Here is a 22,245-nt window from a genome sequence, read left to right on the forward strand (position 1 = left end):
AATGGCGCGCCGTCAAAAGTTTAACAGACGCAGAACGTCAGCTGTTCAGCAGCGTCTCGCCGTCGATGTCGTGCGGAAAGAAAAAGAAATTGTTGACGTAGCAGCGATCTTCCTTGCGTCCGCCATTGGGCGTCAGTGCGTCGGGATCCTGCATGGTCTCGGAGCGAAACTCGCTGATCGGCGTGACCCGGTCGTTCTTGAGGTAGAAGCCGCGATAGGATTCGTTGGCGAAGAAGTCGAACACCGAGCGTGTCGCGCCCGGGCGATGGCGGTCCTCCGCCTCGACCAGGAAGACGGGCTGGCAGCGCTCGATCAGGCCGACGGCACCGTTCAGTACGCTCATCTCGTGACCTTCGACGTCTATTTTCACGAAGGCAACGTCCTGGTTGACGACCGTATCGAGCCGCGCGGTCGGCACGTGCGAGGACACGATGCGCTGGCCGGCGGATTCATGCTGGTGTTCGAGCGATGCCAACCCGTGAACGAGGCCGTCTTCGCTCGTCGGCGTGAACAGTTCGGCGTCGCCGTTGTGGTCCGAAAGGGCGATTTCATGAACGGTGACATTGGCGGCCGAAGTCCGCCGCAACAGCGTTGCCATTTCCGGCGCGGGCTCGAACGCCAGCACCTGCTTCGAGAGCCGTGCGAGCTGGCGAGTGTAGAGGCCGCGATTCGCGCCGACATCAACCGTCAGCGTGTCTGCGGGCACGATCTTGTCGAGAAACAGCAATTCGCGCTCGGCAGTCTTCGGCCGCTGCATGAAATGCCATTGCAGCCAGATCGAGGGGAAAGTCTGTTTGATGAAGTTTTTGGTCTGTTGCGTGGCGTTCATGGAGGCACCTGTGTTGAGAGGGGATCGACAGGGAACGGCGTGCGCGACGCGTGCGACAGCGAGCTCGCAAGACGGGCTCGTCAGCGGCCCAATCTCGATGATTTCAGTAGCCGCTGCCGGACAGGAATTCGCGGCGTACGGTCTGGACGAGGATTTTGATGTCCATGCCCAGCGACCACTTCTCGATATAGTCCAGATCGTAATCGATCCGCGCGATGGCGCGGCCCGGCTCAATGGTGCTGCCGCGGCAGCCGCTGACCTGCGCCAGGCCGGTGATTCCCGGCCGCGCCGAATGGCGCTGGAAGTAATACGGCACCAGATCCTCGTAGGGGACGTTCGCGGCGAGCATGCCCGGAACGTGCGGGCGCGGGCCGACCAATGACATGTCGCCCTTGACCACGTTGATGAGCTGCGGGATCTCGTCGAGGCTGGTCTTGCGCAGGATGCGGCCGATCGACGTGACGCGCGTATCGCCCTGCACGGCCTGCTGGACGCCGCTGTCGCAGGCATCATTGCGCATTGAGCGGAATTTATAGATCCGGAACGCCTTGTTGCGGTAGCCGTAACGTGTCTGCGCAAACAGAACAGGTCCCGGCGACGTCAGCTTGATGGCGATGGCAAAGCCGATCCAGATCGGCGCAAAGAACAATAGCGCTGCGCCCGCGGCCGCCGTGTCGAAGGCGCGTTTACCCAATGAAGTGGAGGGTTCGGCGCGCACCGGAGCGCGCGTGCGCTGGCTGCGGCGACCGGGCTGGCCGACAAACTCGACCGGCCGCACCGATATCGAACGCCGCTGCAGGACAATGGGCGTGTAATTGTCCTGATTGAACCGGGTCGCTGTAACTGTCGCGATCATTGCGCTTGCTCTCTTTTGCAGAGGAAATGCCAGAACGGCGGCGAGTAGCGATTACGTGGCGGACGACCTCGAGTTCCGGCGAAACAGATTCTCGATTCGCCAAAACATGCGTAGCAAAGATTTCGTAGACGCAACCTTTCGCAACTTGATGAGCGAAATGCGGCGACGCAGCGAAACATTTGGCTCGATTGTTTGCGGCGCGTCACGACAGAGCAGCGTCATCGCGGCGATTGATGAGCGCAACGAGACGGTTAAGGGACAACGCCGGTTAACTGCGCTGCGCGTCGCGGGAGGCAGTCATGCATAATAGCAAGGGGCTCGCGCAGCGATTAGAGTCATGGGAGATTTTGTATTGTCAGCAAACCATGCCGCCAATGCACACCGTTCGGTGGCATTGATTCATGGAAAGCTAGGCGATCCGTTTTATTGTTTGATTTCAATCAGCCTCTTAGCGCCAGGCTCGCCGATGATCTCGCCTCTTGGAACGCAACCGATAGCTGAAGACGCGTTCATCGCATCGCCGGTCACCGAGCCGCGGGCGAAGCATTCATCGATCGACGCGGAGTATTCAGTCACAGACGCGCGAATCTCCCGGCGTCGTTGGTTGGGCCGCCTGATTGGTGGGGAACCTGCTCGCCTGGATCGTCATTATCGTCATCGTGCGGCGGATTTTCTTTTAAATCGCGGCACGAGCGCCGTTCGATTGACCGCCGTGATGATCCGTGTTCGACATTCGCGCTTATGCAACGTCTTCCCACCCTTCCGCAGCCACGCCTTGCATCGCTGCCGCCGCAGACGCGCGTCTATGCGATCGGCGACATTCACGGCCGCGCCGATCTGCTTGCCGATCTGATCGCGCGCATCGACGACGATGTGCAACGTCGCCCGATTACTGATGTCGTCGAGGTCTATCTCGGCGACTACATCGACCGTGGCGCGGATTCGCGCGGCGTGATCGATCTGCTGGCGATGCGGATGGTGCAGAACAAGGCGATCTGCCTGCGCGGCAACCATGAAGTGATGTGGGAAGCCTTTCTGCGCGATCCTTCGACGTTGCGCGACTGGGCGCCGTTGGGCGCGCTGCCGACGCTCGACTCTTATGATGTGTCGTTGACGCCAAAGAAGACGCCGGCTGAACTGCATCGGCTGTTCTGCGACCAGATGCCGCGCGCGCATGAATTATTCCTGCAATGTCTGCGTGACAGTTTTGTTTGCGGAGACTTCTTCTTCGTTCATGCCGGTATTCGGCCCGGCGTGCCGATCGCACAGCAGGAGCCCAATGACATGCACTGGATCCGGCACGACTTTCTCGATTCTACTGCGGGTCATGGCTGCTTCGTCGTGCACGGTCACACGCCGGTTCCGCATCCCGACATCCGCAGCAACCGGATCAATATCGACACCGGCGCGTGGCGAACCGGCGTGCTCACCTGTATCGCGATCGAAGGCGCGGACATCATGATTCTGTAATGATAACAACCGCACCGGATTCGCGGCGCGTCGATACATGCTTTCGCCTTGATTTTCAGATTACCCTCTCACCACGTTTGAACGACCGCCTCAACGGCGACACCACGCGCAGGAAAACATGATGTTCCAACGATATTTCCCGCTGTGCCTCGCCTTGCTACTCGCTTTCGGCGGCATCGCGGTGTCCAACGAAGCGCAGGCCCAAGCCCGCTCCACGGTTTCAACCGGGACGTCCGGCACGTACACGCTCGGTCCAAACGATCGCATTCGTCTCAAGGTGTACGGAGAGGCCGATATCTCCGGCGAATACGAGATCGACAGCAGCGGCTTCGCCTCGATTCCGCTCGCGGGACGCATCAAGGCCGCGGGCCTTACCACTGGACAGCTCGAGCGGTCGGTATCGGCGGCGCTGGCCAAGGGAATCGTGCGCGATCCCCGCGTTAATATCGAGATGGCGCTGTATCGCCCGTATTATATTCTCGGCGAGGTCAAGAAGAGCGGCGAGTATCCGTACCGACTCGGCATCACCATCCTCGACGCCGTCGCCAGCGCCGGTGGCTTCACCTATCGCGCCAACGAAAATAAGGTGTTCCTGCGCCGATCCGGAGGAAGCGTGGAAGAAGTCTACCCGCTAGATGCGCCGATCAAGGTGTTTCCTGGCGACAACATCCGAATTCCCGAACGATACTTCTAGAATCGTCGGCATCGCTTGCGCGTGCGTCTCCGTGAGCGACGAAGATTGTATGTGCGTTCTCCGCCATAGTGTCGTCGCTTTGCGGTAGCCTTATTGCTGCAGCGCAGAAGCGTGAACCAGATGGTGCAATGTCACGAACGATCTTCTGTTCAACAAAAATCTTTCATCACGTCGTTGACGATCGATATTGCACCAGCCCCGCGACCTAACCCACCACGCTGTGATGTTTCGGTGACGACCACAGCGTGCGAGATGATGGTTTCCTCACCAGGGAAGATGGATGAATCGTGCGTCGAGACGCGGGAAAGCTGTTGATGACGACAGCAAGGTTAAGCGTCGGGCGAATTCGCTAGGCCGACGCGGGCTTGGAATCGCGACAGGTTCTGCCACGGCCATCGTCGTGGCACTCGCATCGAGTGCGAGCGCGCAGGTGATTCCATCGACCACCGACATCGTCGCCGCCCCCTGGAATGCGCAGAAGGTGTTCGAACCGTCAGGGCTGCTCGACCTCACCCCGATCGACAGCCGCGACGAAGTTCAGCCCGAGGACGTGCCCGTGAAGCAGCGACAGCAGCCTGGATATGAGCCCGTCGGAATTCGCTACGGCTCCTGGATGTTCAACCCGTCGCTGATTTCCGGCACGCTGTACGATAGCAATGTGTTTTCGTCGAACACCGACAAGCGGTCTGACATCGCAGCCATCATTTCGCCGTCGTTGCGGGCACATACGCTGTGGGAACGCCACGGCATCGACATCAAGCTGGATGCGGCATCGACGATCTATCGCGATAACTCCAGCCTCGACCAGACCAATGCCAGCCTGAAAGGTAACGCCTGGTATGACATCTCGCACGATCTCGCGGTGCTGACCAACTTCCAGATCTCGCATCTCAACGAAGGCGTCGGCACGTTGAGTTCACCGACCAATGCGATTTCGCCGACGCCGTACGACCTGTATTCGGGCGACGTCAGCGTTCGCAAGGAGTTCAACCGGCTTGCGGCATCGGTCGGCGTCAGTGTCGCGTCGTACGACTACGGTTCCACCCGCGCGCAGGATGGCTCGATCATCAACCAAGATGGCCGCGACGGCCAGATCTATACGCTGCACGGCCGACTCGACTACGCGTTCTCGCCGTTGCTCGGCTGGTTCGCCGGCGTCGAGGGCAACCAGCGCAGCATCCGCGGTACGCCAACGCAATCGCTGGATTCGCAAGGGTATCGTGCGTTGTCCGGCGTCACCTTCGGCATGACGAATCTGGTGACCGGCGAAGTCGGCGCCGGCTACGCGCAGCAGGATTTCAGCGATCCCTCGATCGGCGTGATCGAAGGCCCGGCCTATCGCGCGCGACTGATGTGGCGGCCGACCAAGCTGCTCGACGTGCACTTCAATGCCGAGCAGATCGTTACCGAAACCTCGGTCACCAGTTCGAGCGGTGTGCAGGCCAATGCGCTGCAACTCGGTGCAGATTACGAACTGCGCCGCAACGTCATCCTGTCTGTCATGGGCACCTATGAGGTCGACAAGTTCTTCGGGCAGGATCGCCGTGACGTCGTCACCACCACCGATGCGCGGGTCAAATATCTGCTGAACCGGTTTGCCGCGATCTCCGTTTATCACCGCTACAGCGACCGCAACAGCGACGTCTCGACCTTCAGCTACGACAAACATCAGGTGGGGATTAATGTTACAGCGCAATTCTGAGGCGTCGTACCGGGCACCGGAAGAGACTGCCAACCCCGTCGCCGAATGGCAGACGCCGACGGTCGATCTGCGCGAGATGGCGCGAATCCTGCGCCGGCGCTGGAAGGCGATGGCGATCATCCCGGTCGTGCTGGTCGCGCTGGCTTTAGCCTATGTCATGAGCGTCAGCACTCTATATACAGCGACCTCAACCGTGTTGGTCGATCCGCGCCGCGCCAATGTGGTCGAGACCAATCAGGCCGTGCTGTCGAACTTCGGCACCGACGACGCCACCATCGAAAGCCAGACGCTGCTGATCCAGTCGGTCGCGATCCTGCAGCGCGTGGTGGACAAGTTGAAACTCGCCAGCGATCCGGAATTCATGCCGAAGTCCGGCCTGCTCGATCCCGTCAAGCAATTGTTCGCCAGCAGCGAAGCGGACCCGGACTCGAATCCCGCGGATACCGCGCGCTCGCGCGCCGTCGAGATCCTGCAGCGCAAGATGAAGGTGACACGGCAGGGCACCACCTTCCTCGTCGACATCAGCATCAATTCCGAGAAACCGCAAAAGGCGACCGCGATCGCCAACGCCATCGCGGACGGCTATTTCGAGGAGCAAGTCCGCGCCAAATATGACGCCACCAGAATTGCAGCGAACTGGCTGAACGGTCAGATCGAGGGATTGCGGACGCGCGTCGGTGCTTCCGAACAGGCAGTCGAGAACTATCGCGCCACCAACAACCTCGCAGTGTCGCAGGGCGTCACGGTGAACGACCAGCAGATCACAGACCTTAACAACAAGCTGATCGCCGCCCGCGTGCAGACCGCGGAAGCGCGTGCGAAATTCGACCAGGTGCAGCAGATGACGAAGTCCGGTAGCGATCCCGGCGGCATCAATGCGGTGATCTCCTCGGAAATGGTGTCCAAGTTGCGCACGCAATACGCCGACATCGCCAAGAACAGCGCCGATCTCTCCAGCAAATATGGCCCGCGCCATCCGCTTGTCGTCAATGCCCGCGCCCAGCTGCAGGACACGCAGCGGCTGATCAACGAGGAAATCCAACGCATCCTGCAAAGCACGCGGCATGACTATGACATCGCGCTGTCGCGCGAGACCTCACTGAAGGAGAGCTTCGACAAGCTGCAGGGCGTCTCGACCTCATCCGGCCAGGCACAGATCCGGTTGCACGAATTGCAGCGCGAGGCGGAAGCCAACCGCACGCTCTACGAATCCTATTTGGCCCGCTACAAGGAAGCCTCGGCGCAGGAAAGCCTGGAGATGCCGGACTCCCGCGTCGTCACCAAGGCCAGCGTGCCGCTGCGGCCGTCGTCGCCGAAGACAACGCTGATCCTCGGCCTCGCGGTGATGCTCGGGCTCGGCGCCGGCGCCATTCTGGCTTTTTTGGTCGATTATCTCGACGGTCGTATCAAGACGCTAGAGCAGGCTGAGAAAATCTCCGGCGTACCCGGCTTGGCCGCGCTGCCGCTGATCGGCGTACGCGAACTCGCGGGTCGCGCCAAACGCGGCCGCCGCGACCTCGACAATTACGATTCGCGCACCACCCGGCTGTTGCCACCGTCGCTGCAGCCGCCCTTGATGCGCTATGCGATCGAAAAGCCCGGTACATTCTTCGCCGAAGCCATCCGCGCGGTGCGGCTCGCGATCCAGCGCACGATGCGTGCCGAGCCGATCAGGCTCATTGTCGTCACCTCCGCGGTCGAAGGCGAAGGCAAGACCACGCTGGCCGCCAACCTCGCACTGTCGCTGGCCTCGCTCGGCATCAAGACGCTGTTGATTGACGGCGACCTGCGCAATCCCGGCATGACCCGCGCGCTGTGCCCGCATGCCGACGCCGGATTGCTGCAGGTGGCGATGGGCGAAGTATCGCTCGAACAGGCGCTGCTGCACGATCGCGACACCGGCCTGTCGATCCTGCCGTCGCCGGCGGTGAAGGACGACAACGCCATCACCGAGCTGATGTTCTCCGATCGCATCACCGATCTGCTCGGCCACCTGCGCCAGCATTACGAGCTGATCATCATCGATTCGCCGCCGCTGGTGCCGCTGGTCGATGGCCGCGCGCTGGCCGAACTGGCCGACCGCATCGTGTTGGCGCTGGCCTGGGACCAGACGCCGCGCGAGATCGTCGCGCACATGATCAACCTGCTGACACCGGTCCACGACCGGATACTCGGCACGGTGCTGACGCGGGTCGATATGAACCAGTTGCAGTTCTATGATTACTACCGCAGCTCAGCCTATCTGAAGCCGTACGGAGTGCCGGCGGCCTCTGTGGGTCGCGCGCGGTGATGTCGTCCAGCCACCTCGCCGGCGCACGAGCCGACGCGCGTGTGCCGCTGTCGCGCAGCCATGCCGCGCCGCGCCCCGCTCTGCGCAGCGCGCTGCCGTTGACGGCGCTGGTCGATGTCGCGGTCACCGTGCTGATGCTGGTGGCGGTGATCTCGATCTTCGCATTGTCGTCGGCGATGTTGACGAACTGGAAGATCCATTATCTGACCAATGGCGGCGGCTTCTACGAAAAGCTGCATCCGGCAACCTATGCGGTGTTCCTCGCATCGTTCCTGCTGCTGGTGCGCAACGGCGATCCGTTTGGCGAGATCAACCGCACGCTGTCGCAATCCCGCCTGGTGCTGGTCTATCTGTTCTGCTGGATCTGCCTGCTGGTGCAGATGTTCGTGCTGGAGCGGCCTTTCACCATCATCATCGATACCTTCCTGCTGCCGGTGGTGCTGTGCCTGGTGATCTGGCGGCTCTCCGCGGCGCAAAAGCGGTGGCTGGTATGGGCGCTGCACGCCGCGATCCTGCTCAACGTCATGCTCGGCTATTACGAGTATTTCTCCGGCCATCGGCTGATCCCGCTGACGCTCGGCAGCGTCGTGGTGCTCGGCGAATGGCGCGCGTCTGCCTTTCTCGGCCATCCGCTGACGGCCTCCGGCGTCGTTGCCGCCTATGTGCTGGCGCTCGTGCTGCGGCCCGCTTTGTGTCCGCCGCTTGCGGTCAGGCTGCCGCTGATCACGCTTAGCCTGGGATCGCTGATGGCGTTTGGCGGCCGCACCGCGCTGATGACCGTGTTGGCGATCCTGACCTGCCTGGCGCTGGTCGAGGCATTCAAGCTGCTGCGCGGCAAGCGCACCTCGCTGCCGGTTGCGATCATGGCGCTGTGCCTGCTGTTCGTGTTCGCCGCCGGCATTTTCGCGGCGCTCAATCTCGGCATCTTCGACAAGATGCTGCTGCGGTTTTCGTCCGACAAGGGCAGCACGCTGGCGCGCTATGCGACCTTTAACCTGCTGTTGCATTTCGACTGGCAGGAACTGCTCCTGGGCCCCAACCCCGTGCGCGTTAACGCGCTGCAATCACAGCTCGGCCTGAATTACGGCATAGAGAATTTCTGGGTGTCGTGCATCGTGCAGTTCGGCGTCATCCATACCGCGCTGCTGACGATTGGCCTGGTGTGCTTCTTCGTCGAGATCATGAAGCGATCTAGCATGGCCGCCTGGGCGATCGTGCTCTTGATCCTGCTGATCGCAGCCAGTTCGGTGAGTTTCTCCTCGAAGAACATCCAGCTCGCGCAGTTCATCGTCTTCATCACGCTGCTGTTCCCCGCCGGGCCGCGGCGCGGCGCCGACAACCGCATGCCGGCTTGAGCCGGGACGAGGAGCTTGCATGACGATTTATATCGACCACACCCATCTCGGCCGCCACGTCACCGGGCTCGAGCGCATCACGCAGGAACTGTTCTCGCGCGCAGCACTTACGCCGCTCGAAGTCGTGCCCGTCACCTCGCACGGCACCGCGCAGATGATCGCGACGCAGACCTTCGGTCTGCCGCTAAAGCTGGCGTCGTCGTCATCGATCCTGCTGTGCCCAGGCTTTCCGCCAAGCCCGCTGTTGCTGCCGTTCGCCGCGCGCGTGCTGCCCTATATTCACGACGACTTCCTGCTGTCGCGCCGCGTCGACCTCAACGTCCGCGCGCGTCTCTATATGGCCGCACCGTTCCGGCTGGCGCTGCAGCGTTATCCGCGGTTCCTCACCAATTCCGGCGACACAAGGCGCAAGATGGCCGCTTATTGCCGCGATGACGCCGACATCACACTGTACCGGCCGCCGGTGCGTAACGTGTTCGACCTCTCGTCGCAGCAACGCGCGGCGCGCGACGCTCTGCCGCGTCCGCTGCGGCTGGTGGCGCTCGGCACCGTCGAGCCGCGCAAGAATTTCGTAGCTGCCGCGAAGATTGTTGGAGCCCTTCGCGCGCAGGGCTTTACGGACGCGACGCTCGACATCGTAGGGCGGGAAGGGTGGGGTGATGACTGGAATCAGCTCGAAGCCAGCCCCGGCGTCACGCTGCACGGCTATCAGACGACCGAGCGCGTCCGTGAGATCCTGGATGCCGCCGATGTTTTCATCTGCACCTCGCACGACGAAGGCCTCGGCCTGCCGCTGCTTGAAGCGCAATATGCCGGGCTGCCGGTTGTCGCTCCCGATGCGCCGGTGTTCCGCGAGGTGCTGGGTGGTTCCGGCATCTTCATCACACCGTCCGATCCAGCGGCAGCGGCAGCGCAGATCGCGGCGCTGATGTCGGAGACCGACTGGCGTGCGCAGCACGGCGCGCTCGCCGAGGCGAACCTGCAGCGCTGGAACGGGCTGGCGGAATCGGATCGCGGTGCCGTGATCGAACTGATCGCGAGCCTCGCCGGGCGAACGCTTCCGGCTTCTGCCGTGCAAGGCAGTCTGCCGTAGCCTTATGCCACTGCTTTCGTGCCATCAACCAGGATAGATGTTTGCAACCAGCCTACACCACCACGCGAAACCTCGACGCGCTGCGGATCATCGCCGCCTGCGCCGTCGTGGTGCTGCATTATTCGGATTACGTGAAGGATGTCCCGGTCGGCCAGTTCATGGTCGCGCATGTCTGGCACTTCAACCTTTTCGTCGATCTGTTCTTCGTGGTTTCCGGCTTCGTCATCGCGAGCCAGTATCTCGGTCGCGTCGCTGACGGTCGCGCTATCGGTCGGTTCATCTGGCGCCGGCTCGCACGAATCTATCCGCTGCATCTGGCGACGCTGGCCTTCTATGTACTGATCGCGCTGGCGCTGTATTTCGGCGCCGCGCGCACCGACAACGCCGCGCGCTATCCGTTCTCCGACCTGCCGGCGCAGTTTCTGCTATTGCACGCTTTCGACGGCGCACGGCTGACGTTCAATTTTCCGAGCTGGTCGTTGTCGGCAGAGATGTTCTGCTATGTCCTGTTTCCGCTCGTCGGCCTACTGGTGACCCGCGGCAGGGCCGTGGTGCTGGCGCTGATCGTAGTGCCGGCCTTCGCCAATACCGTCTATGCGCATGTCGCGGGCACCGGCTCCTGGGCGCACTGGATCAATCAGGGCGGCGCGTTTCGTGGGCTGCCGGCTTTCAACCTTGGCATCGCGTGCTGGCTCTACCGCGACCAGATCGCGCGCTGGCCAATAATTCCCGGCGCGGTGACGTCGCTTCTGGCGGCATATATCCTGTTCGGCTCGTTTGTGCCGGAGATGGTGGACCTGCTCATCATCTATGTCATCGCGGTTCTCGCCATCCAGTGCGATTGTGCCAATCGCGCGACCACGCTGATGCGGCTCGGCCTCGATCGCGGTTCGCAATGGACCTATTCCTGCTATATGCTGCATCTGCCGGTGGCGACGGTCATTCTCACTTTTGGAGCGCGCTATCTGGAGCCCTATCTGCCGGGCGGTCGGCTGACGCTGATCCCGGTCGCGCTCATGGTGCTGGCGTTCGGCAGCGTGCTGTCGTTGCGTTATTTCGAGACGCCGGTGAGGCGCTATCTTAATGATGCCTACGATCGCCGGGTCGGACGGCAAATGCCCGCCGCCGTCACGGACATCCCGCGATGACGGCATCATCCATCGTACCAGCCCGCGACAGTAGCATCGACACGATGCGCGGCATCGCCATCCTGATGGTGATCGGCATCCATTCGCTGCAGCAGCCCCTGACGCCAGCCTGGGCGACCTGGCTCGACGCGGCGTTACGGCCGTGCGTGCCGATCTTCCTGTTTGCTTCCGGCTATCTGACCGCTCTGTCCGGCCGCGTGCCGTTGGCGAAGCGATTCACCGCGCTGCTGATCCCCTATGCGATCGCCTTTGCCGCAGCCTATTTTTATATGGCGCTGCATAATCCCGCGATGGACCATCGCCTTGTCGCGACCGCCGCACGTTTCGTGCTGGCTTACGTGTTCGTCTATTATTATGTGTTCGTGTATGCCGGCTGCACAGTGCTGTTGTGGCTCGTATTCAAGGCCGCCCGCGGCGAGTCTTTGCGGCTGGCGGTGCTGTTGCTGATCGCCATCGGCATCGGCCTGATCGCGGGTGCCTATCTCGACCCGTTGCTGGCGCGGCTGCACGTTTCGGATTCGCTGATCCAGGAAGTCCGCATGCGCGACATTCCGTTCTGGTTCGGCTTCGCGGCGCTCGGCGCGCTGGCGGGGACGGCCGGCGTCCGCGACGCGATTGGGCAGATGCGCGTGACGCTGATCACGATCATGCTGGCACTCTACGCGGTCTATGTTTCTGTGCGCTGGTGGCAGATCGGCGATGCCGCCGATTACGATTCGGTGGCGTTCTTCGGCTATGGGGCGCTGCTCTGCGGGGCGCTGTTCGCGCTGGACCTCCGCGTCCAGTTCCTCGCTTTGCTTGGCTCGGGCAGCTATTTCATCTACCTCTGGCACATCTTCATCGTGATGGCGCTGCGGGACCACGCCGGCCTGCGCCCGCTCGGGCCACTTGCCGATTCCGCGATTACCGCGGCGCTGACGATTCTCGCCAGTATCCTCGCTTTGCTGGCGATCCGGAGATTTGCGCCGCCGCGCGTCTCGCGCTGGCTCGGAGCCTGACCATGCTGCTGCGACAAACCCTTCTTTATTTGCCGGCGCAGATCATTGGTCCGCTGTTCCAGCTGGTGGCGATGATCGTCTGGACCCATGTCGTCGACGAGCACACGCTCGGCGTCATCACGCTGGTTACCGCGACGCATGAGCTGCTGCAGATCGGCTTTCTCGCCTGGTGGTCGCAGTACGCGCTACGCTTCTTCGGGCGTTTTCAGGGCGTTCACGCCGCCGAGCGTTTCTATCGCACCGAAAATGCGATCCTGCTGGTCTCGGTCGTGCTGCAGAGCGCGGTGATGGTCGGCGTGCTGTTGCTGGTGATCGCACCCGATGCCCATGCCTGGTTGCTGGTCGCCACCGTAGCCTATGTGATCACGCGCTCGCTGAACCTTTACATTGGCGAGCGCGCCCGCGTCCGCCAGCAGATCGGCGTCTACACGGTCCAGCAGATCGTCGGGCCTGCGGCCGGCTTTCTGGTTGGCCTCGTGCTGATCAAGCAATTCGGCCAGTCCGCCGAATGGCCGCTCGCCGGCTATGCGATCGCACAGCTGATTGCGGCCGTCGTCGTGCTGCCGACCATCGGCTATGGCAAGCGGCTGTGGCCGGTCGATCGCGAGATCGTCGAGCACGCGCTGCGCTATGGCATCCCGCTGATCATCGGCGGTGCGCTCGGCTGGGTCGGGCTCAACGCCTCACGCTTCATCGTCAACAACCTGCAGGGCGTCGCCGCCGCCGGCCTGTTCGCGGTCGGCTACGGCCTTGGCCAGCGCGCCGCGGCGGTCGCGGCGATGCTGGTGACGGCCGCGGCCTTTCCGCTGGCCGTGAAAAGCATGGAGCAGGGCGGCAGCAAGGCGGCGATGCGCCAACTCGCCGACAACAGCGCGCTGCTGGTTGCCATTCTCGCGCCGAGCATCATCGGCATCTACATGCTGCGCACCGAGATCGTGCATCTGCTGATCGCGACGCCGTTCCAGCAGGTGACGCTCGCCGTGTTGCCGCTGTCGATGCTGGCCGGCTCGATCCGCAATCTGCGCGCGCATTTCGGCGATCAGGTGTTTTTGCTTCACAGCCGTACAAGGCTGATGATCATCGTCGCCGCGATCGACGCCACGGTCACGGTGCTGTTCAGCGTCGTCTGCATCAAATACTGGGGACTGGTCGGCGCGGCGGGCGCCACCGTGCTCGCCGCCAGCGCCGCGGCGGCCGTCAGCTTCTCGATCGGCTTCGTGAAGTTCGGCCTGACGCTGCCACTGGCCCATCTCGCCCGCATCGGTGCCGCGACCATCGCGATGGGCGCGCTGCTGGACCGATTGCCGGAAGCGCGATCCTTCCTCGCTTTGGGGCTGCACGTCGCCGCCGGCGCCGCGGTCTATCTGGCGGTACTCGTGCTGCTCTATGCCCCGACGTTTCTGCGACTATTGCGCGCAAGACGTGCCAAATCGACAAGCTGATCGATGCGGGTCAAGTTCTCTTCGCGTTCTGGAAGGCGCGCGCCATCGCATACCACAGTGGCTTCTTCTGGTTCTGCGCATCGAACGGCAGCGGACGCGGCAGGCGCTGCGCGAGTGGATCCTTCTTTTTCGCGGCATCCGTGTAGAACGAATAGTTGTCCGCCAGTTCCCACGCGATCACCATCTTCACCGCCGGCACTTTCAGCACCGTGTTGAGGAACTTCTCGCCGGTCTCGGCGATCATCGCGTCGCGGGTCGCGACGTCGTCGGGGAAGGTGTCGTCGCGGACGTCGAACTCGGTGATGTAGATGTCGACTTTGCGTTCGGCGAGCGCGTGCAGGAAGTCGGCAAAGCGCGAGGGATCGTGCGGGTAGCGTGGCTGCAGGTGGCCCTGCAATCCGACCGCGTGCAGCGGCACGCCGGCGTCCTTTAGCTCATCGACCAGCTTCAATAGCCCGGCGCGTACCGCAAGGCCGACATCATCGTCGCGCTCGGTCTGTGCTTCGTTCAGAACGAATTTCGTCTTCTTGTCGACCAGAGCCGCGCGCTCATAGGCGCGGCGGACATAGCCCGGGCCGAAGGCGTCGTACCACGGGCCGAGGCGATAACCGCCCGGCGCCTTGTGGCCGGGCCAGAACGGTTCGTTGACGATGTCCCAGGAATGCAGCTGGCCGGCGTAATGGCCGACGACTTCGTCGATATAGCCATCGAAGAACACGCGCCGCTCCGTCGTGCTCATGCTTCTGATCCATTGCGGCACCCATTCGTTCCAGATCAGGCAGTGTCCGCGCATCGGCAACTTGTTGTCGAAACAAAATTTCAACAGACGGTCCGCCGCATCGAATCGTTTCGGCCCGGGTTGCCCGGCGATCGATCCCATTTTCATCGCCACGTCCGTTGTAACAATTCGTGCGTGAGCGGTGTAGAGATCGCGATACGGGACGTCGTTAAAGATCACCGGCCCGGCAGCCGCGCCGAAAACAAATCCGTTCGCCGCGGCTATCTCACCAAGTCCCTGTAGCGGCGCAGAAAATGCGCGCGAGCTCGACGCGGCAACACTACCCGCGATGATCGCCATCGCCTGTCGTCGTGATGGATGCTTCATGTTTGATTCCAATCGTCCGTGCATTGCGGCATCGATGTGGTGCGCAGCACCATCGTTGCGTCGCAATGGATCGTTTTGATGACGTCACTCGTCTCGAGAGTCTTCGACTCCTTCCCATCGCGATGCGACTGCGGGAGTGATCGTCGGTTTTCGTTCAGCGCAACTCGGCCACATGTCAGGGGGGGGGACATCTTGGACACGCAGAACTCTACTTCACCGGACCTCACCGTCGATGGCGTCACCGTTAACGTGCATTCGTTGCCAGAGGCCGTGTCATCGATTGTTTCTGCTGCAGAACATGGCGATAATTTCAGCGTTTGCACGCTGAATCTCGATCATGTTGAAAAACTGCAACATCAGCCGGATTTCCTCGCGGCCTATCGGCGCGCGCGGTTCGTGACGGCGGACGGCTTTCCGATCGTAATATTGAGTCGCATGCTTGGCACACCCATCACGCGCACCACCGGCGCGGATTTGGTCGAGCCGGTGTGCGAAGAGGCCGCAATCAAGAAGCTGCCGATCTTTTTGCTCGGGTCGAACGACACCACGCTCGCCGCGACGTCGCGAATTCTGCAAGAGCGCTACGAAGGGCTCGAAGTCGCCGGCTGCCTTTCGCCCGGCCCGAATTTCGAGGCCTATTCCGGCGAGGCGGATATCGCGATGGACGCTATCCGCCGTTCCGGCGCAAAAATATGCTTCATCGCGCTGGGCGCGCCTCGGCAGGAACTGTTCGCCGCGCGCTGCATCGATGAACTGACCGGCACTGGTGTGCTGTGCATCGGCGCAGCCCTCGACTTCATCGCGGGCACGCAGGTCCGCGCGCCAAAATTCTCGCAGCAATACGGGCTCGAATGGGCCTGGCGCATGCTGCAGAACCCGCGGCGGCTGGGGCCGCGCTACGCCCGTTGCCTCGGCACCGTGCCGCAACTGATGGCACGCAGTGTTCCCCAGATCTTCAACGCACGGATGAGGAAAGCCGCATGATCTCGACTTTGACATTGGCGCAGCGTGCCCGCAACATCAGCCACGCCCCGCAGCGGTATCAGATCTGCCTGATCCACCCGTTCGATCCGCGCGGCGAAAAGGTCGGCGGCCTTGAAACCTACATCCGCGACTTCATCACCTTCCATCCCGCCGACACCGACCTTCTGTTCATCGGCGTCGATTCCTCGGGCGATCTCAAGCTCGGCGAGATCACGCAACTCACCTTCCGCGGGCGCACCTTCGATTTCCTGCCGATCCTGCACTATTCCGACAAGGATGCGCGCGAGGCCGCGCGCACGGTTCGATCCTCGCTGACCGGCCAGTTCTTCGTCGCGCTGTTGCGCCATTTCGGCACGATCGCGCGCGAAGTCCGCAACCGGCGCTGCTCGATCGACCTGCGCCGCGTCGAGTTCTCCTGGCTGCCAACCATTCTGCGGCTGCCTTTCATCCAGATGCTGCACGGCGAGGGCGCGCCGAAGATGCAGATGGATTCGCTGCTGCGAAAATACTCGTTCGTTCACGACGTCGGCGAACGCTTTGCGGTCGCCATGAGCGAGAAATTTTTGTGCGTCAATCCCTTCATCACCGAGCGGCTGAAGAAGACCTATCCCGCGCGCCAGGAAAAGATCGATACGCTGTGGACCTGGGTCAACACCGACATCTTCAAGCCGCAGCCGATGCCCGCGGGGGCCTCGCCGTTCCGCATCGTGTTTGCCGGGCGTCTCGACGAGTTCAAGGACCCGCCGCTGATGTTCAAGGCGATCAAGCAGTTGCGGGCGCGGCTACCGGGCGGTGTCGAGTTTCACTATATCGGCACCAGTGATCCACATCGCTTCGTGGAGTTTGCTGACATCGAGGACATCACCGTCCGCCACGGCTTCAAGGACGCCGCCGGCATGGCAGCGACGCTGGCCTCCGCGCATGCCGGTATTCTGACTTCGGAATTCGAAGGGATGCCGCGCTGTGTGCTGGAGATTCTCGCGGTCGGGCGTCCGGTCGTCGCTGTCCATCTGCCGCAGCTAGAGCCGGTGATCCACGACGGCGTCAGCGGCTTCCTGGTGCCGCGGCAGGGATCGCAAGACGACATGGCGATCGCGGTGGCCGAGCGCTTCGTCGATGTCCGCGATGCGATCGAGGCCGAACGTTTGCAGCCCGAAGTAATAGCCGAATCGATAGCCGACTTCACGCCGAACACGCAGCTGGCGCGGGTATATCGCTATCACAAGGAAATCCAGAACGAGCGGGCCTTCACGGCTGCAGCAGCGTCTTACTGAGGCCCTTGACTTGAACATTCTGTTGCTGACCAGCGAATTTGCTCCCGTGCAGGGGGGCATTGGCACCTATGCCAGCGAGATCGCGACCGCCGCCACGGCGCTCGGCGCCTCTGTTACCGTCGTCGCTCCCGACTACACCAAGGGCGCCGACTCCGAAGATCTGGCGCTGACCTATCCCGTTCAACGCTTCAACGGCGGCCTGCATTCGATGCGGGATACGCCGGCAAAAATCTCGCTGGCGCGCGGCCTAGTGCGCCAGCAGAATTACGACGTTATTCACGCTGCCGACTGGCCGTTCTTTATTCCGGTCGCGCTGTCGCGCCGGTTGACGAAGGCGCGGCTGCTGATGACCGTGCATGGCACCGAGATCAACGAGACCCAGACGCCGCTGAAGCGTTTCGCGATCGGCGCCACCAACGTGTTTGGCGAACGCACCGAGGTGATCGCCAACAGCAGCTTTACCAGGGAACTGTTCCGCACGCGCTTTGCGATGGCCGCCGAGCGCGTGAAGGCGATCCGGCTCGGCGTCTCGCAATTCTGGTTCGGCAAGGCCGCCGCCCGCGCGGCCACGCGACGGGCCCACGGCATCGGCCAGGACCGGTTTGTCATCGTCACCGTGGCGCGCATCACGCGGCGCAAGGGACATCATCTCACGCTCGCGGCCCTCAACGAGCTGCCGGACGAGATGCGGCGGCGCGTCACCTGGCTTGTGATCGGCCCGGAAGGCGAAGCTGATTACGTCGATGGGCTGCGCCAGATCATTAACGTCTCCGATGGCGATGTCCGGCTGCTCGGCCCGCTGCCCAGTGCGACGATACGCGACCTCTATCATGCTGCGGATCTGTTTTGCCTGACCGGCGCACAGGATCCCGGTGGGCGCGTCGAGGGCTTCGGACTGGTGTATCTGGAAGCCGGCGCCTGCGGCCTGCCGAGCGTTGCCACCGATGTCGGCGGCGTGTCCGACGCGGTGCTCACGGACGCATCCGGAATTCTGGTGACGCCGAACGTTCTGGCGATTGCCGGCGCTATCACGGGGCTCATGCAGGACGGCGATGCGCGAGCGCGGCTGGCGTCGGGCGCTTCAGCCCACGCACGCGACCTGTCGTGGGAGCGCTGCGCCGCCGAGACCTATGGACTGCCTGTTAACGCCGCGACGGCACAGGCGATCAGTGCATGAGGCGGATCGCCATTCTTTTACTGCTGCTCACGGCCAGCACGGCCGCGAAGGCGGATAATTGCGGCAAGAGCCGCGAATATCTGCTGGGCAGCCTGGCGGGGGAACTGCCGATGCCGGCGCAGTCATATGAAGCCTTGTTCAAGACCTGCATGGCGGCATCGGCGATGTCGAACGTCAAGGATGCCTACATGCTGAAGGACGGCGGCATTGCCGTGGTACCGAAGCAAGACAGCATCTCCGCGACAGCGGCGACGCTCTCGCAATTCTGCAACGCCTATCCGCGGGCAACCCTGCGGTTCATCACCCGCAAGGAATTGGCGCTGTCGAAATCGACGCTCGCCATCGTCCGCATGTCGTCCGGGTCTGCAACCTCGTGCAAGAAAATCATGGGCGGCTAAGCCGTCGAAACGCATTTGGCGGGGACGCGAAAGTTTTCGAAAGCACTTTCAAAGACCTGGTTGTCGCGTTCGCCTGCAATGACCGCTGTTGGCGGCTTGTGTTGAAGAAGTCGGGCGACGTGACTGTTCGCGATGACCCGAGGAGCGACGCGCGTCAGTTCTTCTCTGCGAAGGCGGGCACCGGAGCGGGCGGTGGGAGGAACTTTGCCAGCTTTCGGAGGTTCTGGGCGGTTGCGGCGAGAAGGAACTCGTCGTGAGCACCGCACGGCCCTCTCAGCCGAAGCTGATCAAGGCCGAGAATGCGCTTCAGGTGCGCAAACAACATCTCGATCTACTTGCGCTCGCGTAGATCGAACGCGGCACCTTGCGGGCAGGCATCTTCGGACAGCACCGTGGCTTGAGCTTGCAGATATCGCAGTCGCGCTTACGGGCTCGATAGAGAAGTGTCGCTTCGTCGTCCACCAAGGTCCCGCTCGACGCCAGCACCTTACCGGCGGGGCAGAGATAGACATCGGTCTGGGATTATAGCCGAAGTCGTCGCGCGAGAATGTCCCGTCGTTGCGGGCTGACTTGTCGGACACTGGATCGTGCGGTTCGATCGTGCGCTCGTTGACCAGCCAACCCAACATCTCGGCCGATCCGGAAGTACTGTCGGTAGCCAGACGCTCGGGACGTAGTCCAAAGCGATCCTCGGTACGCTCGATCATTTAGCGTGCCGCACCGACCTCGGCTGGCCGGATCGCGCGTATCGCCTCGACGTCGACGATGATCGCGACCTTCAGGTCGATCAGATAGTTGTCGGCATAGGCCAAGAAAGCATAGCCCTTGTGAGCGTCGGTCCATTGCGCGGTCGGGTCGGATCTGAAGGCAACCTTTGACACCGTCTCACTTGCTGTGCCCCAAGCTGCCTCATCCAGCGTGTCGAGATATTCCCTGACCGATCGGCGCGTTCTGGCGAGGCCCTCCCAATCATGCTGATCGGCACCCGCATCCGAGCGATGCTTGTTGGCGTCGGCGGCGATCAGACGAGCCTGTCGATCGCTATCAGCATGTGGGAGGCCGGCACGTGGCGCTCGAGCGAGAACTCGTAAAACACCGTCGCCTGATCAGTCTGCTGGGGAACCATCATCGATTCAGCCTCCGCCGATATCGACAATGAATCAGCGACCGCGTCCGCCTTCAACAGTGAGTTTTTCAACAAAATCGGCGCAAAGCGGACTTCCATTCGCGGTGATGGATGAGCTTGGGCCGGTCAATTCTAGCTGGTCCCGCCATCCATGCAGGCTGCAGACGTCGATAGCCATCGATTTCCCGGACAGGTGGTTGGCCTAAAAACGGGGGGCACTCCCCCTCGATACCCGCATCCAGAGGCCCGAAGTCACTTTTGGGGCGGACCGGTCGGGCTAGGCAGCGGTAGCACGAACGTTATCATCGGAAATAAATCGATATTTCGATATTCATCGGAGCGCCATTGGAGTACGGTTTTCTCACGAGATTGCAGCCGGCCTGAAAAACGAGACTGAGCGTGAACATCGAAGTCGGCAATCAGCGGAAAGTTTTCGGCAATACCGTCGCCGCCGATGTGACCCATCGGTTACGCGAAGAACTGATCACTTGCCGGCTGAAACCAGGCGAACCGCTGCGGTTCGAACCGTTGCGTGCGATGTTCGGCGTCAGCTTCACCACGCTGCGGGAAGCCTTGATGGCGCTGGTTGCCGACGGATTGGTGGTTTCTGAAGGACAGCGCGGTTTTCATGTGGCTCCGGCCACGGTTGCAGATTTGTGTGACATCACCGACGTGCGGGTGTTGATCGAAGTCAACATGCTGCGCCAGTCGATTGCCAAGGGCGACGACGAATGGGAAATCGGGATGATGTCCGCGCTGCATCGCCTGAACAAGGTTGAAGAGCGCCTGTCGGGACCTCCTGCCGACAATCCGAAGTGGCGGACCGCCCATAAGGAGTTTCACCACGCGCTGGTCGCGAGTTGCGGTTCTCCGGCGCTGCTGGCGATCCGCGATTCGCTTTATGATCGCTCGGAGCGCTACCGCAGCCTGTCGGCCGCTTATCGGCCGGTGAACCGGGACAAGGTGGGGGAGCATCGGGCATTGATGCTGGCGGCCGTAGGCCGGGAAGCCGACGAGGCCGTGGCACTGATCGAGCGGCACATCCGCAGTACGACCGAGAACGTCCTGAAATACGCCAAAGACGTGCTTCGGCCGGTCTGACGGCGCAATGTTGCCGGCGTGTCCTTGTGGGGTGGTCGCGGCCTGCCGCTCCTCAGTCGCATGGCGGAAGCGTTAGCGATGGCTGTGCTGAAACCGTCTCAACGAACAATAACGAAAATTCAAAGTGAGCCACTTTTAAGGCGGAATGCCGTCTCGTTCAGTTCAGAATGCGGCGTCAGACAACGAAAATTCTCATCAAACCATATATTTTCGAAAATCGTTGAAATGTTCCGCTGGATGCCATAATGAGGTGCCAACGATAACCGTCTAACCCGGAGAAACTGATGTCGCACCTGGTCCACGCCCTTGGGCACATCAAGATCAACACCTCGGATATTGATGGCGTTGTCCACGACGCCACGGAGATCCTCGGCCTGCACGTGACCCATTCTGAAGCTGGGCAAGTCTGGCTCAGTTCCAACGGACGCGCAGCCGAACTCGTGCTGATCAAGTCGCCTGAAAACGCGACCCACACGATCGGGCTCGAGGCACTCACGGTCGAGGCGGTGCGCGAGGCGGAATCGCGCGTCGAGGCGGCGGGGTGCCGCGTGTTATCAAGCGAACCAAGCATGGAGTGCATCAAGGCAGGCGTGACCTTCGCTACTCCCGAAGGCTTGCGGTTCGAGATTCACACTCCGATTCGCGATGGCATCTACGACCGCCGGCATCCCACTCGGGGCGTTGGCGCAGGGCGGCTGGACCACGCCAACCTGATCACGCCGGACCCCGACGCGACGCGACGGCAACTGACCGCAATCGGGGGTCTGAAGCTCTCGGAGAGAATGGTCAACGACAGCTTGAGCTGGATGTATGGCGGCAACCGCCAGCATCACATCCTCGGTATCGTTAAGGGCGTGGTCGGGCTTCACCATTACTCGTTCGAATTTCGCGAATTCAACGACTATCTGAAGCTCGGTGATCTGCTCGACCGGTTCGACAAGCAGATGCTGTGGGGTCCGGGCCGACATCGTCCCGGCGACAATACTTACGCCTATTACACGGACGCTTGCGGCGCGATGGTTGAATGCGCCGGACAGATGGCGCTGGTCGCCGACGACAATGACTTCGAGCCGAACGTGATCACCAATCTGGCGCGTCCCGGCAATGTGCGGACCATGAACGTGTGGGGCACGCCGGCGCCGCAGGAGTGGCGCGAATTCCATTTCCCGTTCGCGAAGATCGCCTAGACGTCAGCACCGCTCT

At 62.0% G+C, this 22,245-nt stretch carries 19 protein-coding genes and 1 pseudogene; 16 read left to right on the plus strand and 4 right to left on the minus strand.

Translation table 11 applies throughout. From position 1 onward, the window contains the following. Positions 1 to 37: 37 nt before the first annotated feature. Entirely contained in the window at positions 38 to 829 is a 792-nt protein-coding gene (locus JWQ24_RS05360) for an FkbM family methyltransferase (protein ID WP_299805314.1), read from the minus strand. Between the two features lie 103 nt (positions 830 to 932). Then, positions 933 to 1,685, minus strand: a complete 753-nt coding sequence (locus JWQ24_RS05365) for a sugar transferase (protein ID WP_299805317.1) — start codon at positions 1,683 to 1,685, stop codon at positions 933 to 935. 55 nt (positions 1,686 to 1,740) lie between these two features. Between JWQ24_RS05365 and JWQ24_RS05370 the strand changes: the two genes are divergently transcribed. The 10 genes from JWQ24_RS05370 (at position 1,741) to JWQ24_RS05415 (ending at position 13,877) form a co-directional block, all read left to right on the plus strand. After that, positions 1,741 to 1,992, plus strand: coding sequence for a hypothetical protein (locus JWQ24_RS05370; RefSeq protein ID WP_299805320.1), 252 nt, complete (start codon positions 1,741 to 1,743; stop codon positions 1,990 to 1,992). A 434-nt stretch (positions 1,993 to 2,426) separates the two neighbouring features. Beyond that, the gene (locus JWQ24_RS05375) at positions 2,427 to 3,155 is read left to right on the plus strand and encodes a metallophosphoesterase family protein (RefSeq protein WP_299805323.1); all 729 of its coding nucleotides are present in this window, start codon (positions 2,427 to 2,429) and stop codon (positions 3,153 to 3,155) included. Between the two features lie 121 nt (positions 3,156 to 3,276). Continuing rightward, positions 3,277 to 3,849, plus strand: coding sequence for a polysaccharide biosynthesis/export family protein (locus JWQ24_RS05380; RefSeq protein ID WP_299805326.1), 573 nt, complete (start codon positions 3,277 to 3,279; stop codon positions 3,847 to 3,849). A 400-nt stretch (positions 3,850 to 4,249) separates the two neighbouring features. Then, the gene (locus JWQ24_RS05385) at positions 4,250 to 5,551 is read left to right on the plus strand and encodes an outer membrane beta-barrel protein (protein WP_299805329.1); all 1,302 of its coding nucleotides are present in this window, start codon (positions 4,250 to 4,252) and stop codon (positions 5,549 to 5,551) included. Beyond that, positions 5,532 to 7,841 carry a polysaccharide biosynthesis tyrosine autokinase gene (locus JWQ24_RS05390; protein ID WP_299805331.1) on the plus strand — a complete coding sequence of 770 codons (2,310 nt, stop codon included), beginning with the start codon at positions 5,532 to 5,534 and terminating at the stop codon, positions 7,839 to 7,841. Before JWQ24_RS05385 ends, JWQ24_RS05390 begins: the two co-directional genes overlap by 20 nt. Beyond that, complete coding sequence (locus JWQ24_RS05395) at positions 7,841 to 9,196, plus strand: VpsF family polysaccharide biosynthesis protein (RefSeq protein ID WP_299805333.1); 1,356 nt, start codon at positions 7,841 to 7,843, stop codon at positions 9,194 to 9,196. Before JWQ24_RS05390 ends, JWQ24_RS05395 begins: the two co-directional genes overlap by 1 nt. 19 nt (positions 9,197 to 9,215) lie before the next feature. Beyond that, complete coding sequence (locus JWQ24_RS05400; RefSeq protein ID WP_299805336.1) at positions 9,216 to 10,289, plus strand: glycosyltransferase; 1,074 nt, start codon at positions 9,216 to 9,218, stop codon at positions 10,287 to 10,289. Between the two features lie 41 nt (positions 10,290 to 10,330). Further along, positions 10,331 to 11,437: an acyltransferase gene (locus JWQ24_RS05405; RefSeq protein ID WP_299805338.1), complete on the plus strand. Its 1,107-nt coding sequence runs from the start codon at positions 10,331 to 10,333 to the stop codon at positions 11,435 to 11,437. Beyond that, positions 11,434 to 12,435, plus strand: coding sequence for an acyltransferase family protein (locus tag JWQ24_RS05410; protein WP_299805339.1), 1,002 nt, complete (start codon positions 11,434 to 11,436; stop codon positions 12,433 to 12,435). The genes JWQ24_RS05405 and JWQ24_RS05410 overlap by 4 nt, the downstream gene beginning before the upstream one ends. A gap of 2 nt (positions 12,436 to 12,437) precedes the next feature. Further along, positions 12,438 to 13,877, plus strand: coding sequence for a polysaccharide biosynthesis C-terminal domain-containing protein (locus tag JWQ24_RS05415; RefSeq protein ID WP_299805340.1), 1,440 nt, complete (start codon positions 12,438 to 12,440; stop codon positions 13,875 to 13,877). A gap of 10 nt (positions 13,878 to 13,887) precedes the next feature. Here JWQ24_RS05415 and JWQ24_RS05420 read toward each other — a convergent pair whose 3' ends face one another. Next, on the minus strand, positions 13,888 to 14,982 hold the full coding sequence (locus JWQ24_RS05420) for an endo-1,4-beta-xylanase (protein WP_299805341.1): 1,095 nt from the start codon (positions 14,980 to 14,982) through the stop codon (positions 13,888 to 13,890). Between the two features lie 39 nt (positions 14,983 to 15,021). Between JWQ24_RS05420 and JWQ24_RS05425 the strand changes: the two genes are divergently transcribed. From JWQ24_RS05425 to JWQ24_RS05440, 4 genes are read left to right on the plus strand one after another with little or no spacing between them, the layout of a single operon-like run. After that, a complete protein-coding gene (locus tag JWQ24_RS05425) occupies positions 15,022 to 15,966 on the plus strand; it encodes a WecB/TagA/CpsF family glycosyltransferase (protein ID WP_299805342.1) in 945 nt (314 codons plus the stop codon). Beyond that, a complete protein-coding gene (locus JWQ24_RS05430) occupies positions 15,963 to 17,240 on the plus strand; it encodes a glycosyltransferase (protein WP_299805344.1) in 1,278 nt (425 codons plus the stop codon). The genes JWQ24_RS05425 and JWQ24_RS05430 overlap by 4 nt, the downstream gene beginning before the upstream one ends. Positions 17,241 to 17,250: 10 nt before the next feature. Beyond that, the gene (locus JWQ24_RS05435) at positions 17,251 to 18,417 is read left to right on the plus strand and encodes a glycosyltransferase family 4 protein (protein ID WP_299805346.1); all 1,167 of its coding nucleotides are present in this window, start codon (positions 17,251 to 17,253) and stop codon (positions 18,415 to 18,417) included. Further along, a complete protein-coding gene (locus JWQ24_RS05440) occupies positions 18,414 to 18,815 on the plus strand; it encodes a hypothetical protein (RefSeq protein WP_299805349.1) in 402 nt (133 codons plus the stop codon). The genes JWQ24_RS05435 and JWQ24_RS05440 overlap by 4 nt, the downstream gene beginning before the upstream one ends. A 154-nt stretch (positions 18,816 to 18,969) precedes the next feature. On the opposite strand, the pseudogene JWQ24_RS05445 reads toward JWQ24_RS05440, so the two are convergent. After that, a pseudogene (locus tag JWQ24_RS05445) lies at positions 18,970 to 19,944 on the minus strand (transposase). Positions 19,945 to 20,340: 396 nt separating this feature from the next. Between JWQ24_RS05445 and JWQ24_RS05450 the strand changes: the two are divergent. Together JWQ24_RS05450 and JWQ24_RS05455 are read left to right on the plus strand one after the other, a co-directional pair. After that, complete coding sequence (locus JWQ24_RS05450) at positions 20,341 to 21,042, plus strand: GntR family transcriptional regulator (protein WP_299805351.1); 702 nt, start codon at positions 20,341 to 20,343, stop codon at positions 21,040 to 21,042. 284 nt (positions 21,043 to 21,326) lie between these two features. Then, positions 21,327 to 22,229 carry a VOC family protein gene (locus JWQ24_RS05455; protein ID WP_299805353.1) on the plus strand — a complete coding sequence of 301 codons (903 nt, stop codon included), beginning with the start codon at positions 21,327 to 21,329 and terminating at the stop codon, positions 22,227 to 22,229. The last annotated feature ends 16 nt before the right edge of the window (positions 22,230 to 22,245 follow it).

The organism is Tardiphaga sp., assembly GCF_028290495.1.
Taxonomy (GTDB): domain Bacteria; phylum Pseudomonadota; class Alphaproteobacteria; order Rhizobiales; family Xanthobacteraceae; genus Tardiphaga.